Below are 17,424 nucleotides of genomic sequence, written 5' to 3'. Positions count from 1 at the left end.
GATGAACCTGTCCCCTCTCAATCGCCGTCGTTTCGAACTGTTCAAGGCCAACAAGCGTGGCTGGTGGTCGCTGTGGTTGTTCCTGATCCTGTTCGGGCTGAGCCTGGGTGCCGAGTTGATCGCCAACGACAAGCCGCTGGTGGTGCATTACGACAACGGCTGGTACTTCCCGGCCCTCAAGCGCTACCCGGAAACCACGTTCGGCGGCGAGTTCCCCCTGGAAGCCAACTACAAGAGCCCGTACATCCGGGAACTGCTGGCGGCCAAGGACGCCTGGGTGCTGTGGGCACCGATTCCGTTCAGCTACCAGAGCATCAACTACGACCTGAAGGTCCCGGCCCCGGCACCGCCCTCTTCCGTGAATTGGCTGGGCACCGATGATCAGGGGCGCGATGTTTTGGCCCGGGTGATCTACGGCTTCCGTATCTCGGTGTTGTTCGCCCTGACCCTGACACTGCTCAGCTCGATCATCGGCGTGGTCGCCGGCGCCTTGCAGGGCTTCTATGGCGGCTGGGTCGACCTGGCCGGCCAACGTTTCCTGGAGATCTGGTCCGGGCTGCCGGTGCTGTACCTGCTGATCATCCTCGCCAGCTTCGTACAGCCGAACTTCTGGTGGCTGCTGGGCATCATGCTGCTGTTTTCCTGGATGAGCCTGGTGGACGTGGTCCGCGCCGAGTTCCTGCGCGGGCGCAACCTCGAATACGTGCGCGCCGCGCGGGCGCTGGGCATGCAGAACGGCGCGATCATGTTCCGGCACATCCTGCCCAACGCCATGGTGTCGACCATGACCTTCATGCCGTTCATCCTCACCGGCGCCATCGGCACCCTCACCGCCCTGGATTTCCTCGGCTTTGGCCTGCCGCCGGGGGCGCCGTCCCTGGGCGAACTGGTGGCCCAGGGCAAATCCAACCTCCAGGCGCCGTGGCTGGGCATCAGTGCGTTCGCCGTGCTGGCCGTGATGCTGAGCCTGTTGGTGTTCATCGGCGAGTCCGCTCGCGATGCCTTCGATCCGAGGAAGTGATATGAACAAGGACAATCTGATCGAAGTGCGCGACCTGGCGGTGGAGTTCATTGTCGGTGAACGCCGCCAGCGCGTGGTCGAGGGCGTCAGCTTCGACATCAAGCGCGGCGAAACCCTGGCCCTGGTGGGTGAAAGCGGCTCGGGTAAGTCGGTCACCGCCCACTCGATCCTGCGCTTGCTGCCCTACCCGCTGGCCCATCACCCCACCGGGACCATTCAGTACGCCAACCAGGATTTGCTGGGATTGAAGGAAAAGACCATCCGCCATATCCGCGGCAACCGGATCGCGATGATTTTCCAGGAGCCGATGACCTCCCTCAACCCGCTGCACTGCATTGAAAAACAGATCAATGAAGTGCTTGGCATCCACAAGGGCCTGACCGGCAAGGTCGCGACCCGGCGGACCCTGGAGTTGCTGGAGCTGGTCGGCATTCCCGAGCCCCACAAGCGCCTCAAGGCCCTGCCTCACGAGTTGTCCGGCGGCCAGCGCCAGCGAGTGATGATCGCCATGGCCCTGGCCAACGAGCCGGAACTGCTGATCGCCGACGAGCCGACCACCGCCCTGGACGTCACCGTCCAGTTGAAAATCCTGCAATTGCTCAAGGAGTTGCAGGCGCGATTGGGGATGTCGTTGCTGCTGATCAGTCACGATTTGAACCTGGTGCGAAGAATTGCGCATCGCGTATGTGTCATGCAGCGCGGTTGCATCGTCGAACAGGCATCGTGCGAAGAGTTGTTCCGCACGCCGCAGCATCCGTACACTCGGGAACTGCTGGGCGCCGAGCCCAGTGGCACCCCGGCGAACAACGTCGTCGGCCCGCCGCTGTTGCAGGTCGAGGACCTGAAAGTCTGGTTCCCGATCAAGAAAGGCCTGTTCAAACGCACGGTGGACTACATCAAGGCCGTGGACGGCATCCGCTTCAGCCTGCCCCAGGGCCAGACCCTGGGTATCGTCGGCGAAAGCGGTTCCGGCAAATCCACCCTGGGGCTGGCAATCCTGCGGTTGATCGGCAGCCAGGGCGGGATCCGCTTCGAAGGCAAGTCGCTGGACAGCCTGACGCAGCAACAGGTCCGGCCACTGCGCCGGGAGATGCAAGTGGTGTTTCAGGACCCGTTCGGCAGCCTGAGCCCACGGATGTGTGTCAGCCAGATCGTCGGCGAAGGCCTGCGGATCCACAAGATCGGCACCGCGGCCGAACAGGAACAAGCGATAATCGCGGCATTGAAGGAGGTAGGCCTGGACCCGGAAACCCGGAACCGCTACCCCCATGAATTTTCCGGAGGGCAACGGCAGCGTATCGCCATTGCCCGGGCCCTGGTGCTCAAGCCGGCGTTGATTCTGCTGGATGAACCAACGTCGGCCCTGGACCGTACCGTGCAACGCCAAGTGGTAGAGCTGTTGCGGTCGTTGCAAACCAAGTACAACCTGACGTACCTGTTTATCAGCCATGACCTGGCTGTCGTCAAAGCGCTGAGCCACCAATTGATGGTGGTCAAGCATGGCCAAGTGGTCGAACAAGGTGATGCCCGCAGCATATTCGCCGCGCCGCAACACCCCTATACACAGCAGTTGCTGGAGGCCGCCTTCCTGGCCCCAACAACTGCCGAATAACCTGAAAAGAGGAGCAACACATGGGTTTTCTCGCCGGTAAGCGCGTACTGATCGTCGGTGTCGCCAGCAAGCTGTCCATCGCATCCGGCATCGCCGCCGCCATGCATCGCGAGGGCGCTGAGCTTGCCTTCACTTATCAGAACGACAAACTCAAGGGTCGTGTCGAAGAGTTCGCACAAGGCTGGGGCTCGAGCCCTGAGCTGTGCTTCCCGTGCGACGTGGCCAGCGACGAAGAAATCGCCAAGGTTTTCGAAGCGCTAAGCAAGAAGTGGGACGGCCTGGACTGCATCGTGCACTCCGTGGGCTTCGCCCCGGGCGACCAGTTGGACGGCGACTTCACCGAAGCCACCACCCGCGAAGGTTTCCGCATTGCCCACGACATCAGCGCCTATAGCTTCGTGGCCCTGGCCAAGGCTGGTCGCGAAATGATGAAAGGCCGCAACGGCAGCCTGCTGACCCTGTCGTACCTGGGCGCCGAGCGCACCATGCCGAACTACAACGTCATGGGCATGGCCAAGGCCTCCCTGGAAGCCGGCGTACGTTACCTGGCCGGTTCCCTGGGCCCGGACGGTACCCGCGTCAACTGCGTATCGGCCGGCCCGATCCGCACCCTCGCCGCTTCCGGCATCAAGAACTTCCGCAAGATGCTGGCCGCCAACGAAGCGCAAACCCCGCTGCGTCGCAACGTCACCATCGAAGAAGTCGGCAACGCCGGCGCCTTCCTGTGCTCGGACCTGGCGTCGGGCATCAGCGGTGAAATCATGTACGTGGACGGCGGCTTCAACACCACGGCCATGGGTAACCTCGAAGAGTAATCTTCACCGCGCATAAAAAAGCCGCGGGCCTTGCAAAGGGCCCGCGGCTTTTTTTTATCCCGATTTCCGTGGAAAACCAATCAGAACCAAAACAAGGGAGAACACAAACAGCAGCCCTCCCAATACACCTGCGATGGTGTCGTACATGTAGATGGCGGCGACGAACGTCCCCATGAGCGACGTCAGGAAAAGCAGGACATTGGTCAACGCATACACGCCAATGCGCCATTTGAAAGCACGTCGCCTTAGAAGCCTTTGAAACAGATAACCCAACCCCGTCAGGGCCACCGAAGCGGCGGTTAAGATGATCAGCATGACCGTGTACATCGCTACCGCGGGAATACCCCGAGTATCACTTAAATCATTGGGATTTTCCGAGACACCCTCCAGCGCAAAAAAGAACAACAATGCGCATGCGCCCATCACTGAAGCAATGGCGGCGAGACTTAATGTGTTTCTTCCTGCTGCCATGGCTACCTACCTAGAGAAATTGATTGGCAGCTCGCCAGTGATTCGAATTTCATAATCCCGTGCGTTGGCCACCCTTCCCACTTCACGGAGCGCGCTCGTGGCTTGCTCATCAAAGGCAGCCCTATGACTGCTGGCATTAGCATCATAACGATCCGAGTACGCTTTGATCTTTCCGGAGAACTTGAGAGTACCTGATGCATATCGAGTAACGTCTCCGGTAATTTGAAGCGTAATGTTTCCAAGGTAGATCCGTGCGACGTTTGAGTCCTGGGCCGTGGAATAAGGCATCTCGAGATTGACGCTGGTAACTCCTACACCCGCCGTATTAATAATCGCCATCAAATCTGGAATTTTGCTTGGCGTAGGGCTGATACCAATTCTATCCAGCCGGACGCTGACAGGCTTGCCCTTCCCCAGAAGCCAATGACTAAACGCTTTGAAGGGAGTAAAGATCCCACCCGAGAATTCCTGCTCAATGGCCAACTGGTCCGTATTCTTGATCTTTGCCCCTTCCTTGATCCCGAGATTCCAGGCGTCAGCGGTGCTGAGTGTTGAATTCCTCAACATGACCAAATCGGCGCCGTGGGCGACTTTCAACTCACCTATGATAATGCCGTCCAATCCGTAGCGAATGGGACGGTTATTAACCATGGATTTGAGATGACGCTGCAACATTTGAGGCCAGTGGCCTCTTACGTAAGCCGAGTTTCGCTCTTGAATCATTTTTCCAATCATCGCCATTGGCGCAGGGTTTGGAAGACCTCTACCACTTCCACGTGAGGTTCCGAAATCATCGGGGTAAACAAATGTCGGGGGTAACTCGGTATTCATACGGGTACTCGCCAAGTGAGTAATGGATAACACTGCAGTTATGAATCCGCATCACACGATGCGAAAAACTCATTCTGCGTATTTCCCATACCCTTGGTGCGGTACATATTTATTGCGTTGTTTCTGGCATCAGCGGTGAAATCATGTACGTGGACGGCGGCTTCAACACCACCGCCATGGGTAACCTCGAAGAGTAATCTTCCTTTCGGCCCTGCGTAAAAACGCCGCTTGCCCTGAAAAGGACAAGCGGCGTTTTTTTATGCCCACCACACATTTCCTGTGGGAGCGAGCTTGCTCGCGATAGCGGTGGATCAGTTGGCATTGATGTTGGATGTACCGCCGTCATCGCGAGCAAGCTCGCTCCCACATTGGTTCCGGCTGTTCATAAAAGTCGCGCCCACCACACATCCCCTGTGGGAGCGAGCTTGCTCGCGATAGCGGTGGATCAGTTGGCATTGATGTTGAATGTACCACCGCCTTCGCGACCAAGCTCGCTCCCCCGGAGGATCGGCGGTTGGCTTGCGCTAACTGCGAAGCGCCTGTTTCTGGGCATACATGGCCGCATCCGCGTCGGCCAACAGGTGGTCGATTGACGAATGCCGCCGGGGTTCGTACTCGATCTGGCCCACGCTGAAACGAATGTCATAGCCACGCTGCAACATCGCATTGCGCTCATCGAGGATTTCCCCGAGGCGCGCCATGATCGCCGAGGTCTCGACATAGGAAGAGCCGGTGAGCAGCGCCACGAACTCATCACCACCCAGGCGGCCGATCACATCACTTTCGCGAAAGGCGATACGCAGCACATCCGCGAAGGTTTTCAGCGCGCTGTCACCCTCGGCATGCCCATAGCGATCGTTGATCGGCTTGAAGTCGTTGAGGTCGAAGAACAACAGCGTCGCCGGTCGCGACAAGCGATCACACACATTCAATGCATGCTGGGCCAACGTCCTGAAGCCGCGCCGATTGGACAACAGCGTCAACTCGTCCATGCTCGCCATCTGCACCGCAACCATTTCCTGCTCGGCCATGCGCGCCAAGTCGCGCAGCAGTTCGCGCTCTTCGTCATTGAGCTGGCGCGGCTTGGTGTCGAGCAGGCACAGCGTGCCAAGCTTGCTGCCATCCTCCAACCCCAGCGGATGCCCGGCGTAGAAGCGAATGCCAGGCGTGTCCGTGACCAGCGGATTGTCGTGAAACCGCTCGTCCTGCTCCGCGTCGCAGATTTCCAGGATCTGATCCTGCAAAATCGCATGCCCACAAAAGGACACTTCCCGCGGGGTTTCGCTGGCCTCCAGGCCGGCACTGGACTTGAACCACTGACGGTTGGCGTCCACCAGGGACACCAGGGCGATGGGCACGTCAAACAGACGCCGGGCAAGGCGGGTCAGGCGGTCAAACCGCTCTTCAGGCGGGGTATCGAGCAGCTTGAGCGAATGCAGATTCTTGAGGCGAACCGCTTCGTTGTCCGGTTTACCTGGCGCAAGCATCGGGAACTCCATGGGCGAGACTTCACGAAGTCTAGTTCAGGACCACTACCATTCAAACCGAACGGCCAAATCAATCGGGCATTTGCCGGCCAGGGCTAATACACTGCTTCACAGGTTCAAGACGAGGACGCTGACCGATGAAGCACGCCCCCCATGACGCCGCCCCACGCTTCTGGCGCGACGCGGCCCTGCCCTTCATCGAAGCCCGGGCCATCGCCGATGGGCGCAAGGTCTGCTACTCACGCCACTCCCACGACCATTTTTCCATCGGAGCGATCACCGCCGGGCGCAGCACCTATATTCATGAGCGGTCGAATTTCCAGGTGCAGAGCGGCACGGTGGTGCTGATGAACCCCGGCGATGTCCATGCGTGCAACCCGATCGAGGATGAGCCGTGGTCGTATGTCATGCTGTACGTCGATACCCAGTGGCTCAGGGATTTGCAACGTCGTATCGGTTTCGATGAAACCCTGGATTTCCAGAGCTTTTCCACGACCCACAGCCGTGATGTCGAGCTGTTTGCCGCCTTGCAAGGGTTGTATGAGCAACTGGTGAATGAGCGGCTCGGCACCGACCGCAAGCGCACCGCCGCCGAGGCGTTTTTCACCGACCTGCAACAACGGCTCAACCCTGCCGGCCGTCCGGACCGGGGTAGCCACCCGGGATTGATGCGCGCGGCGCAGTTCATTCACGACCATTGCAGCGAAGCCTTGAAGCTCGAAGACATCTGCACCGCCGCACAACTCTCGCCGTCCTACCTGAGCCGTGCCTTCAAGCGCCACTACGGGATGACGCCCCATGCCTTTCTGGTCAACCGCCGGATCCAGTTCGCCCGCCGCCAGTTACGCGAAGGCAAGCTGATCGCCGACGTGGCGCTGAACAGCGGGTTCGCCGACCAGGCGCATTTCCAGCGGGCCTTCAAGCAACACCTGGCGGCTACTCCGGGCCAGTATCGCGGTTGATGCAGCGCTCTGGCCTAAACACACTTCTGTGAGCCCGATTCAAGGCAACACCAAATACACCGCGCTTGCCACCAACAGTCCTGCCATCGCCCGGTTGAACAGGCGTAGGGTCGCCGGATTCCCAAGCCAATTACGCAGAAAGCTGCCGGCATAGGCCCAGCAGCCCACCGAGACGTAACAGATCACCAGATAGACTGCCGCGAACTGCCACACCAGCCATGCCTCGCCATCGGCGACGAACGCGCCCATCCCTGCGACGCAAGCCAGCCAGGCCTTGGGATTGAGCCATTGCATCAGCGCGCCGTAGAACATCGACGGGGCCCGGTCCTCGTCCTTGGCGCCCAGGTGCCCGTTGTCCATCGCCAGTTTCCAGGCCATGAACAACAGGAACGCCACGCCCCCCAGTTGCACCACCCGTGTGAGCCCAGGCCAGCGTTGTAGTACTTCATGCAGCCCAAGCCCCATCAACACCAATAACAAGACAAAACCCAGGGTCGCGCCGGCCACGTGGCGCAAGGTCGCTCGAAACCCGTACCGGGCCCCGGAACTGAGGGCCACAATGTTGACCGGCCCCGGCGTAATGGAGGCGACCAAGGCAAACGCCGCCATGGAAAGAATCAGACTCATCGCAAACCTTCTTCATATCTGTGAGGTGGCGATCAAGGTAAATCGCCCGCTGCTACCGGTATTGAAGAAAACTGCCCCATGGAGGATCCACGGTGCAAGTGGTGCCGCTGTGGTCGCCGGCCAATCCTCGCGAGCATCCGACTAACTGCGGGAAAATTCACTGTCGATTTTCCGGTGGAGTCGTCCCGGGCACGGTTCTATGCTTTGACCCATGAACCTACAAGACTCGCTGCTCCCGCCCCACGCCGAGATGGTCCGCGCCATGCTCGAACGAGACACCGCCTACGAGGGGGTGTTCTTCACCGCGGTCAAGACCACCGGCATTTTCTGTCGTCCCAGTTGCACCGCGCGCAAGCCGAAGCCGGAGAACGTGGAGTTCTTCGCCCATGCCGACGAAGCCATGTCGGCCGGCTATCGCGCCTGCCTGCGCTGCAAGCCGCTGGACGCCGCCGCCATCGCGCCGGACTGGATCCAGGCCCTGCTCCAAGCGGTGGACGCCGAACCCGACCTGCGCTGGACCGACGCCCTGCTGCTGGAACAAGGTATCGAACCGCTGAAACTGCGGCGCTGGTTCAAGCAACATTTCGGCATGACCTTTCACGCCTACCTGCGCACTCGCCGTCTGGGCATTGCCCTGGGCGGCATCAAGGACGGCACTTCCATCGACAATGCTGCGTTCGATTCCGGTTATGAGTCGTTGAGCGGTTTTCGGGACGCCTTCGTCAAATCCTTCCACATCACACCGGGCCGCGCCGCCCTCAGTGAACCCTTGTTGTTCACCCGACTGACGACGCCACTGGGGCCGATGCTGGCCATGGCCGAACGGCGGGGCCTGGTGCTGCTGGAATTCCTCGACCGCCCGGCCCTGACCAAGGAGCTGGAAGAGTTGCAGCGACGCTACGGCTACACCGTCGCGCCGGGGCACAACACTCATCTGCAACAGATCGAAACCGAACTGGCCGACTATTTCGCCGGCAAGCTCACGACGTTCAATGTCCCGCTGCACATGCCCGGCAGCGCCTTCGCCGTGCGGGTCTGGGCAGAGTTGCAAAAAATCCCCTACGGCGAAACCCGCAGCTACGGCGGCATCGCCATGGCCCTGGGCAGTCCTGGTGCCAGCCGCGCCGTGGGCCTGGCCAACGGGCAGAATCGCCTGGCCATCGTCATTCCCTGCCACCGGGTGATCGGTGCGGATGGCTCGTTGACCGGTTATGGTGGCGGCCAGCCGCGCAAGGCGTTTCTGTTGCGACTGGAAAAAGCCGCGGTGCAGGTTTCACTGCCCCTGGCGTTTTGAGCGCCCCGGAGAACGAACACCTGATGCCAGTGCCCTATCACGACGCCAGTGTCTTCCTGGCCAACCTCGACGAAGACTGGCGACGGCACGTCGCGACGATCGGCCCTTGCCTGCTGCAACCCAAGCCGGCCCGCGATCCCTATGAAGCCCTGGTCCGGGCGATTGCCTACCAGCAACTGCACGCCAAGGCCGGCGATGCGATTCTGGGCCGGTTGCTGGCGTTGTTCCCGGCACAGACATTCCCCACCCCCGTGCAAATCCTGGCGACGGACGTTGCTCAATTGCGCGGTTGTGGATTTTCCGCCAGCAAGATCGCGACCATCCAGGGCATCGCCCAAGCGGCCCTGGACGCGGTGGTGCCGGATTACGCCACGGCGCGGGAAATGGAAGACGAAGCGTTGATCGAGCGCCTGATCAGCCTGCGCGGCGTCGGGCGCTGGACCGTGGAAATGCTGCTGATCTACAGCCTGGAACGGCCCGACATCCTACCGGCCGATGACTTTGGGGTGCGCGAGGGTTATCGACGGCTCAAGGGGTTGGCGCAACAACCCAGCCGCAAGCAGATGGTCGAGATCGGCCTGGCCTGGAGCCCTTATCGGACGGTGGCGGCGTGGTATTTGTGGCGGGTGCCTGGTCGTTAGACCGTGTCACCGTCCATCGCGAGCAAGCTCGCTCCCACATTGGACTTGGGAAGTTCACAAATCCCCTGTGGGAGCGAGCTTGCTCGCGATGGCGTCCGCATGTCAGTCACGAGTTCAACAGTCCAGAACAACAGGCCGCTCGAGCTGTCCAGAGTCATTACAGTCCCCAATAGGAGGTTCCCATGCAGCTCGAAGGATCCTGCCACTGCGGCGCCGTGTCGTTCAGCCTGGCCTGTGCCCACCCCTACCCTTATCAACGCTGCTACTGCTCGATCTGTCGCAAGACCCAGGGCGGCGGCGGGTATGCGATCAACCTGGGGGGCGATGCCCAGAGCCTGAAGGTGCGCGGTCGCAAGCACATCTCGATCTACCATGCACGGCTCAAGGACGAAGGCGATAAACGCGCCCACCGCAGCAGTGCCGAACGGCATTTCTGTTCCCTGTGCGGTTCGGGGTTGTGGTTGTTCAGCCCCGAATGGCCGGAACTGGTGCACCCGTTTGCCTCAGCCATCGACACACCGCTGCCGGTACCGCCGGAGCACACCCACTTGATGCTCGGTTCCAAGGCGCCATGGGTGGAGGTCGAGGCGCATAAGGGCGATCAGCGGTTCGATGTCTATCCCGAGGAGTCCATTGCCCAGTGGCATGAACGCCTGGGGCTGGTCACTTAGAGATGCAGTGCTGCATAAGGCCCCATCGCGAGCAAGCTCGCTCCCACATTGGACTTGGGAAGTTCACAAATCCCCTGTGGGAGCGAGCTTGCTCGCGATGACGTCAGTACCGGCACCTCTGCACTATCGAGCCGGCACACCACTGTGGAACCGGAATTCCACATCCGGCGATTCGATCAGTTCCCGCTCGGCCTCACGGGCCTTGTCGATCACCTGGGCAATGTCCTTGGCGTCGCCATACTGGTAGGCCAGTTTCAGATAACCCTGGAAATGCCGGGCTTCGCTTTTCAGCAAGCCGAAATAGAACTTGCCCAGCTCCTCGTCCAGGTGCGGCACCAAAGCTTCGAAGCGCTCGCAGCTGCGGGCTTCGATGAAGGCACCGACCACCAGGGTGTCCACCAGCTTGACCGGTTCGTGGCTGCGCATCACCTTGCGCAGCCCCGAGGCATAACGCCCGGCGGAGAGCTGGCGCAAACCGATCTTGCGTTTTTTCATCAGGCGCATGACCTGCTCGTGATGCACCAGCTCTTCCCGGGCCAGGCGCGACATCAGGTTGATCAGGTCGACATGGGAATGGTATTTGGCGATCAGGCTCAGGGCGGTGCTGGCGGCCTTGAATTCGCAGTTCTTGTGGTCGATCAGCAACGTTTCCTGGTCGGCCAGCGCGGCCTGGACCCAGGCATCGGGGGTGCGGCAACCAAGGAATTCGTGGATTTCGGGAAGATTCATGGGGCTCACGGGCAAAGGTAGTCGAGCGAAGGGCGCCGATTATACCGGCCTGCCCCCAGACCACCAGCCACCGCCATTGATATGCATCAAGTCAATGCCTCACCCACAGCAACTAGACTGCCCCACAACAACTATAGTTGAGCAACGCCAGCCTTTTCATTGCAGGAGAACGCCGATCATGCAAGCCATTCGCAGCATTCTGGTGGTCATTGAGCCCGAACATTCGGAAAGCCTGGCGCTCAAGCGCGCCAAACTGATTGCCGGTGTGACCCAGGCCCACCTGCACCTGTTGGTGTGCGACAAAAAGCACGACCACGCCGGCTTGCTCGGCGTGCTGAAGGCCGCGCTGCTGGCGGATGGCTACAGCGTGACGACCGAACAGGCCTGGAACGAAAGCCTCTACGAAACCATCATCGACGTGCAGCAAGCTGAAGGTTGCGGGCTGGTGATCAAACAGCACTTTCCCGACAGCCCATTGAAAAAAGCCCTGCTGACCCCGGCGGACTGGAAACTGCTACGCCATTGCCCGACCCCGGTGCTGTTGGTAAAAACCGCCGGTTCCTGGAAAGACAAGGTGATCCTGGCCGCCATCGACGTTGGCAATACCGACGACGAACACCGTCACCTGCACTCCACCATCATCGACCATGGCTACGACATCGCCCTCCTCGCCAAGGCGCACCTGCATGTAATCAGCGCCCATCCCACGCCAATGCTCTCGTCCGCCGACCCGACCTTCCAGCTCAAGGAAACCATCGAGGCCCGGTATCGCGAACAATGCCGGGCGTTCCAGGCCGAGTTCGACATCGACGACCAGCATCTGCACATCGAAGAAGGCCCGGCGGATGTACTGATCCCGTTCATGGCGCGCAAGCTGCAGGCGGCGGTGACGGTGATCGGCACCGTGGCCCGTTCAGGGTTGTCCGGGGTGTTGATCGGCAATACCGCCGAGGCGGTGCTCGATACGCTGGAAAGCGACATACTGGTGCTCAAGCCCCAGGAAGTCGAGGACCACCTGGTGGAGCTGGCGGCCAAGGAATAAAGCTCCCTGGCACAAAAGCTCCTTTGTACTGGCCGGGGTCAGCCGCCGATCGCATCCTTCAGGAACCCGGGTGCGATGTACCGCTGGTAATGGGCTTCGGACAGGAGGAAAAACTCCCGATCAATGGCATCGCGCAGGTCCGGCAGGTCCCAGTCGCGAAACTCCGGCATCAGCACCATGCCGTAGGCTTCCAGGTTGTTGATCACCCGCGCGCCCCGGGCGATCAACTGGTAGGCCCAGCAATATTCCGACTGGTGCGGCACAAAACGGATCTTGCGCGACTCCAGTTGCTGGCGCAGCAACCCGGGGTCGAAAACCTCCAGCTTGGCCACCATCACCTGCACCAACAGTTGTTCGAGCCGCATCCACACCGCGCGTTTTTCGTCCTCGTTGTAGCCGTTCCAGTGAATCACTTCATGGTGGAACCGCTTGCAGCCACGGCACACCAGGTCACCGTAGACAGTGGAGCAAAGGCCGACGCAGGGGGTCTTGATGAGCTGGTTGGGCATAGGGAAAAACACACGCAAAAGCAGGACAGGCTGGCATGTTAGCCCTTTGTCTAAGATTGATCACCCCTCAAACTTGAGCGCCCAACTTACCTTTAATTTTTTTTTCCCGTAGAATCAGCCAGCCTTTTAAGGCGCCAATGTCCGTTAGAAGCTGTTTTCAAAGCGTCACGAGCACAGTCGTTCCTTCAGAACGGTGTTGGCGAAGGGTCTTTCCAGCGGGGAAAGCCCGACGCCAACCCTCATCAGCTCCCGTTCTGCAGGCGTAAAACTTTGAAAGCAGCTTCTGTGAGGAACGTGCGGAAACTCTGGCGTGATGGCTCAAAAAGCCGTCGACGCGCATGAGTACCGTGGGTTCCTGGATGAGCGTCCCGGACACCCATTTGGGACCACTGATGAGGGTAATAACTGTGCTTGAAGCCTACCGCAAACATATCGAAGAGCGCGCAGCCCTGGGTATCGTTCCCCAGCCGCTTAACGCCGAACAAACCGCAGGCCTGATCGAGCTGCTGAAAAATCCTCCGGCTGGCGAAGAAGCTTTCCTCGTTGACCTGATCACCAACCGCGTTCCGCCTGGAGTCGACGAAGCCGCCTACGTCAAGGCCGGTTTCCTCTCCGCCCTGGCCAAGGGCCAGGCCCAATCCCCTCTGCTGGACAAGAAGCGCGCCGTTGAACTGCTCGGCACCATGCAGGGCGGCTATAACATCGTGACCCTGGTGGAACTGCTGGACGACGCCGAACTGGCGCCGGTAGCCGCCAAGGAACTCAAGCACACCCTGCTGATGTTCGATGCCTTCCACGACGTGGCTGAAAAAGCCAAGAACGGTAACGTTCACGCCAAGGCCGTGCTGCAATCCTGGGCCGACGGCGAGTGGTTCAAGAACCGCCCGGTGCTGGCCGACAAGATCAGCCTGCGGGTGTTCAAGGTCACCGGCGAAACCAACACCGACGACCTGTCCCCTGCCCCTGACGCCTGGTCCCGCCCGGACATCCCGCTGCACGCCCTGGCCATGCTGAAAATGGCCCGTGACGGCATCGTTCCGGACGAGCAAGGCAAGACCGGCCCGATGAAGCAGATCGAAGAGATGCGCGGCCAAGGCTTCCCGATCGCCTACGTCGGTGACGTGGTCGGTACCGGTTCGTCGCGTAAATCGGCGACCAACTCGGTGCTGTGGTTCTTCGGCGACGACGTTCCTTTCGTTCCGAACAAGCGCGCCGGCGGTTTCTGCTTCGGCAGCAAGATCGCACCGATTTTCTACAACACCATGGAAGACGCCGGCGCCCTGCCGATCGAATTCGATGTGTCCAACATGCACATGGGCGACGTGATCGACCTGTACCCGCATGCTGGCAAAGTCTGCAAGCACGGTACCGACGAAGTCATCACCACCTTCGAAATGAAGACCCCTGTGCTGTTGGACGAAGTCCGTGCCGGCGGTCGTATCCCGCTGATCATCGGCCGTGGCCTGACCGAGAAGGCACGCGCCGAGCTGGGTCTGCCACCGTTCGACCTGTTCAAGAAGCCTGAAGCCCCCGCCGAAAGCACCAAGGGTTTCACCCTGGCGCAGAAGATGGTCGGCAAGGCCTGCGGTCTGGCGGAAGGCCAAGGCGTGCGCCCGGGTACCTACTGCGAACCGAAGATGACCACCGTGGGTTCCCAGGACACCACCGGTCCGATGACCCGTGACGAACTGAAAGACCTGGCGTGCCTGGGCTTCTCGGCTGACCTGGTGATGCAGTCCTTCTGCCACACCGCGGCCTATCCGAAGCCGATCGACGTCACCACCCACCACACCCTGCCTGACTTCATCATGACCCGCGGCGGCGTTTCCCTGCGTCCGGGCGACGGCATCATCCACTCGTGGCTGAACCGCATGCTGCTGCCAGACACCGTAGGTACCGGTGGTGACTCGCACACCCGTTTCCCGATGGGCATCTCGTTCCCGGCCGGTTCCGGCCTGGTCGCGTTCGCCGCTGCCACCGGCGTCATGCCGCTGGACATGCCGGAATCGATCCTGGTGCGCTTCAAAGGCAAAATGAAACCTGGCATCACCCTGCGTGACCTGGTTCATGCCATCCCGTACTTCGCCATCCAGAACGGTCTGCTGACCGTCGAGAAGAAAGGCAAGAAAAACGCCTTCTCCGGCCGCATCCTGGAAATCGAAGGCCTGGAAGGCCTGACCCTGGAACAGGCTTTCGAATTGTCCGACGCCTCGGCTGAACGTTCGGCTGCCGGTTGCACCATCAAGCTGTCGAAAGAGTCGATCACCGAGTACCTGCAATCGAACATCACCCTGCTGCGCTGGATGATCGGCGAAGGCTACGGTGATGCACGTACCCTGGAACGTCGCGCCCAAGCGATGGAAGCCTGGGTCGCCAACCCGCAACTGATGGAAGCCGATGCCGACGCCGAATACGCCGAAGTCATCGAAATCGATCTGGCCGACATCAACGAGCCTGTGCTCTGCGCGCCGAACGATCCGGACGATGCCCGTCTGCTGTCCAGCGTTGCTGGCGAGAAGATCGACGAAGTGTTCATCGGTTCGTGCATGACCAACATCGGTCACTTCCGCGCCGCCGGTAAACTGCTGGAGCAGGTCAAGGGGCAATTGCCAACCCGTCTGTGGCTGTCGCCGCCGACCAAGATGGACGCCCACCAGCTCACCGAAGAGGGTTACTACGGCATCTACGGCAAGGCCGGTGCACGGATGGAAATGCCAGGCTGCTCGCTGTGCATGGGTAACCAGGCGCGCGTCGAGCCGAACTCCACCGTGGTGTCGACCTCGACCCGTAACTTCCCGAACCGTCTGGGTGACGGCGCGAACGTCTACCTGGCTTCGGCCGAACTGGCGTCCGTGGCTTCGATCCTGGGTCGCCTGCCGACCGTCGAGGAGTACATGGAATACGCCGGCAAGATCGACAGCATGGCAGCGGACGTGTATCGCTACCTGAGCTTCGACCAGATCGCCGAGTTCCGTGAAGCGGCTGCAAACGCCAACATCCCGGTCGTTCAAGCGTAAAGCTTAGAACGCCCGACTGAAAACGCCGCCCTTCTTGCGAGGGGCGGCGTTTTTTTATGCCTGTCATTTCGATGCCAACCGAACGACCGCCATCGCGAGCAAGCTCGCTCCCACAGGGGATCTGGGGTGGTTGCAACTTTCCATGAACACCCCAAAACCAGTGTGGGAGTTGGGGTGGATGTAAGTTCTGTGAACACCCAAAACCAGTGTGGGAGCGGGCTTGCCCGCGATGGCGCCGGCACATCCAATATCAATGCAAACTGACCCACCGCTATCGCGAGCAAGCTCGCTCCCACAGGGTGATGGTCAAGCCATCAGTGAGTAGACCAACGCCGTAATCGCCACTAAACCCACCGACACAACGAATACATTCGACGCCTGGCCGCGATAGCGAGCCATGGCCGGGACTTTGCGGATGGCGTACATCGGCATCAGGAACAGGATGGCTGCGATGACCGGGCCGCCCAGGGTTTCGATCATGCCCAGGATGCTCGGGTTGAGGGTGGCGACGATCCAGCACACCACCAGCATGAACGCTGCGGTGAGGCGGTCCAGGGTCTTGGGTGCCGGACGGCGGCCGCTCTTGACGATCAGGCCCTTGAGGCCTTCGCTGGCACCGATGTAGTGCCCCAGGAACGATTTGGAAATGGCGACAAACGCAATCAACGGCGCGGCAAAGGCGATGGTCGGGTTGCTGAAATGGTTAGCCAGGTACGACAGGATCGACAGGTTCTGCGCCTTGGCCTCGGCCAATTGCGCCGGGGTCAGGGTCAGCACGCAACTGAACACGAAGAACAGCACCATCACCACCATCAGCACATGGGCGCGCGACAGGATCTGCGAACTGCGCTCCTCGGCGTTGCCGCCGTAGCGACGTTTCTGGTCCACCGCAAACGCCGAGATGATCGGCGAGTGGTTGAACGAGAACACCATCACCGGGATCGCCAGCCACAAGGTATGCAACAACGCCGAAGGTTCAGGCGGCGTCGACGCCGTGCTCAGGATACCGCCGCTCCAGTGGGGAATCAGGAACACCGCCAGAAACAGCAGCGCCACGATGAACGGGTAGACCATCAGGCTCATGGCCTTGACGATCGCCTGCTCGCCGCAACGGACCACCGCCAGCAAGCCGAGGATCAGCACCAGGGACAGCACGGCCCGAGGGGGCGGCTGGATATGCAACTGATGCTCCAGGAAGCTGCCTACCGTGTTGGTCAGCGCCACGCTGTAGATCAGCAGGATCGGGAAAATGGCAAAGAAGTACAAAAGCGTGATCAGCGCACCGGCCTTGAGGCCGAAATGCTCCTCCACCACCTCGGTGATGTCCGCGCTGTCGCGACCGGACAACACGAAACGGGTCAGGCCCCGATGGGCATAGAACGTCATGGGGAACGCCAGCAACGCCAGGATCAGCAGCGGCCAAAAACCACCCAGGCCCGCATTGATGGGTAAGAACAGAGTGCCTGCACCGATGGCGGTGCCAAACAGACCCAGCATCCAGGTGGTGTCCTGGCGACTCCATTGGCTGAGGGTGGCTGGGACTGTCGTTTCAAAGCGCTCTTCGACGCTATTGGCCTGATCATTCATCCGGTCGGATCTCCGCTTTCCGGTCACATGCACCCGGCCGGGACGAGTCGGAAAACCCCGACAGGCAGCGCCCTGGCCGAAACAGGGGCGCGATTGTCCGGGATTCAC

The 17,424-nt window shown here is 60.5% G+C and carries 16 protein-coding genes and 1 pseudogene; 10 read left to right on the top strand and 7 right to left on the bottom strand.

Annotation, left to right across the window (positions count from 1 at the left end; genetic code table 11):
• The first annotated feature begins 1 nt into the window (after position 1).
• From BLU85_RS09355 to fabI, 3 genes are read left to right on the top strand one after another with little or no spacing between them, the layout of a single operon-like run.
• Positions 2 to 1,021, top strand: coding sequence for an ABC transporter permease (locus BLU85_RS09355; RefSeq protein ID WP_092198157.1), 1,020 nt, complete (start codon positions 2 to 4; stop codon positions 1,019 to 1,021).
• 1 nt (position 1,022) lies between these two features.
• Positions 1,023 to 2,633: an ABC transporter ATP-binding protein gene (locus BLU85_RS09350; protein ID WP_092198154.1), complete on the top strand. Its 1,611-nt coding sequence runs from the start codon at positions 1,023 to 1,025 to the stop codon at positions 2,631 to 2,633.
• Between the two features lie 20 nt (positions 2,634 to 2,653).
• Positions 2,654 to 3,448 (top strand): enoyl-ACP reductase FabI, encoded by a 795-nt coding sequence (gene fabI / locus BLU85_RS09345; protein ID WP_025213267.1) that lies wholly within the window; start codon positions 2,654 to 2,656, stop codon positions 3,446 to 3,448.
• Positions 3,449 to 3,502: 54 nt separating this feature from the next.
• Here fabI and BLU85_RS09340 read toward each other — a convergent pair whose 3' ends face one another.
• Both BLU85_RS09340 and BLU85_RS09335 read right to left on the bottom strand, forming a co-directional pair.
• On the bottom strand, positions 3,503 to 3,919 hold the full coding sequence (locus BLU85_RS09340; RefSeq protein ID WP_139207889.1) for a hypothetical protein: 417 nt from the start codon (positions 3,917 to 3,919) through the stop codon (positions 3,503 to 3,505).
• Positions 3,920 to 3,925: 6 nt separating this feature from the next.
• Complete coding sequence (locus BLU85_RS09335) at positions 3,926 to 4,750, bottom strand: lipid II-degrading bacteriocin (RefSeq protein ID WP_092198148.1); 825 nt, start codon at positions 4,748 to 4,750, stop codon at positions 3,926 to 3,928.
• A 116-nt stretch (positions 4,751 to 4,866) separates the two neighbouring features.
• On the opposite strand from BLU85_RS09335, the pseudogene BLU85_RS31670 reads away from it, so the two are divergent.
• Positions 4,867 to 4,947 (top strand): annotated as a pseudogene (locus tag BLU85_RS31670) (enoyl-ACP reductase); the annotation flags it as partial.
• Between the two features lie 327 nt (positions 4,948 to 5,274).
• On the opposite strand, the gene BLU85_RS09325 reads toward BLU85_RS31670, so the two are convergent.
• A complete protein-coding gene (locus BLU85_RS09325) occupies positions 5,275 to 6,237 on the bottom strand; it encodes a sensor domain-containing diguanylate cyclase (protein ID WP_092198145.1) in 963 nt (320 codons plus the stop codon).
• A 137-nt stretch (positions 6,238 to 6,374) separates the two neighbouring features.
• Between BLU85_RS09325 and BLU85_RS09320 the strand changes: the two genes are divergently transcribed.
• Positions 6,375 to 7,199 (top strand): helix-turn-helix transcriptional regulator, encoded by an 825-nt coding sequence (locus tag BLU85_RS09320; protein ID WP_092198142.1) that lies wholly within the window; start codon positions 6,375 to 6,377, stop codon positions 7,197 to 7,199.
• Between the two features lie 39 nt (positions 7,200 to 7,238).
• Here the strand turns inward: BLU85_RS09320 and BLU85_RS09315 are convergent, their stop codons facing one another.
• Complete coding sequence (locus BLU85_RS09315) at positions 7,239 to 7,826, bottom strand: LysE family translocator (protein WP_092198139.1); 588 nt, start codon at positions 7,824 to 7,826, stop codon at positions 7,239 to 7,241.
• A gap of 211 nt (positions 7,827 to 8,037) precedes the next feature.
• Here BLU85_RS09315 and BLU85_RS31550 point away from each other — a divergent pair, with 211 nt between their 5' ends.
• The 3 genes from BLU85_RS31550 to BLU85_RS09300 all read left to right on the top strand — a co-directional run bounded on the left by BLU85_RS31550 (position 8,038) and on the right by BLU85_RS09300 (position 10,432).
• The gene (locus BLU85_RS31550; protein WP_092198136.1) at positions 8,038 to 9,120 is read left to right on the top strand and encodes a bifunctional transcriptional activator/DNA repair enzyme AdaA; all 1,083 of its coding nucleotides are present in this window, start codon (positions 8,038 to 8,040) and stop codon (positions 9,118 to 9,120) included.
• A 23-nt stretch (positions 9,121 to 9,143) separates the two neighbouring features.
• Positions 9,144 to 9,761 carry a DNA-3-methyladenine glycosylase family protein gene (locus BLU85_RS09305; protein ID WP_092198133.1) on the top strand — a complete coding sequence of 206 codons (618 nt, stop codon included), beginning with the start codon at positions 9,144 to 9,146 and terminating at the stop codon, positions 9,759 to 9,761.
• A 182-nt stretch (positions 9,762 to 9,943) separates the two neighbouring features.
• Positions 9,944 to 10,432 carry a GFA family protein gene (locus tag BLU85_RS09300; protein WP_092198130.1) on the top strand — a complete coding sequence of 163 codons (489 nt, stop codon included), beginning with the start codon at positions 9,944 to 9,946 and terminating at the stop codon, positions 10,430 to 10,432.
• Between the two features lie 123 nt (positions 10,433 to 10,555).
• Here BLU85_RS09300 and BLU85_RS09295 read toward each other — a convergent pair whose 3' ends face one another.
• A complete protein-coding gene (locus tag BLU85_RS09295; RefSeq protein ID WP_092198127.1) occupies positions 10,556 to 11,161 on the bottom strand; it encodes a MiaE family protein in 606 nt (201 codons plus the stop codon).
• Positions 11,162 to 11,339: 178 nt separating this feature from the next.
• Here BLU85_RS09295 and BLU85_RS09290 point away from each other — a divergent pair, with 178 nt between their 5' ends.
• Entirely contained in the window at positions 11,340 to 12,203 is an 864-nt protein-coding gene (locus BLU85_RS09290) for a universal stress protein (RefSeq protein ID WP_092198124.1), read from the top strand.
• 38 nt (positions 12,204 to 12,241) lie between these two features.
• Here the strand turns inward: BLU85_RS09290 and BLU85_RS09285 are convergent, their stop codons facing one another.
• Complete coding sequence (locus BLU85_RS09285; protein WP_060741956.1) at positions 12,242 to 12,712, bottom strand: DUF1289 domain-containing protein; 471 nt, start codon at positions 12,710 to 12,712, stop codon at positions 12,242 to 12,244.
• 407 nt (positions 12,713 to 13,119) lie between these two features.
• On the opposite strand from BLU85_RS09285, the gene acnB reads away from it, so the two are divergent.
• Positions 13,120 to 15,729: a bifunctional aconitate hydratase 2/2-methylisocitrate dehydratase gene (gene acnB, locus BLU85_RS09280; protein WP_092198122.1), complete on the top strand. Its 2,610-nt coding sequence runs from the start codon at positions 13,120 to 13,122 to the stop codon at positions 15,727 to 15,729.
• A gap of 306 nt (positions 15,730 to 16,035) precedes the next feature.
• Here acnB and BLU85_RS09275 read toward each other — a convergent pair whose 3' ends face one another.
• Positions 16,036 to 17,316, bottom strand: coding sequence for a serine/threonine transporter (locus BLU85_RS09275; protein ID WP_092198119.1), 1,281 nt, complete (start codon positions 17,314 to 17,316; stop codon positions 16,036 to 16,038).
• Positions 17,317 to 17,424: the final 108 nt, after the last annotated feature.

Origin of the sequence: Pseudomonas sp. NFACC14, assembly GCF_900106885.1 — a bacterium.
GTDB lineage: Bacteria > Pseudomonadota > Gammaproteobacteria > Pseudomonadales > Pseudomonadaceae > Aquipseudomonas > Aquipseudomonas fluorescens_AA.
Note: the sequence above shows the minus strand (reverse complement) of the source record. Positions and strands in the feature narration are given on the sequence as shown.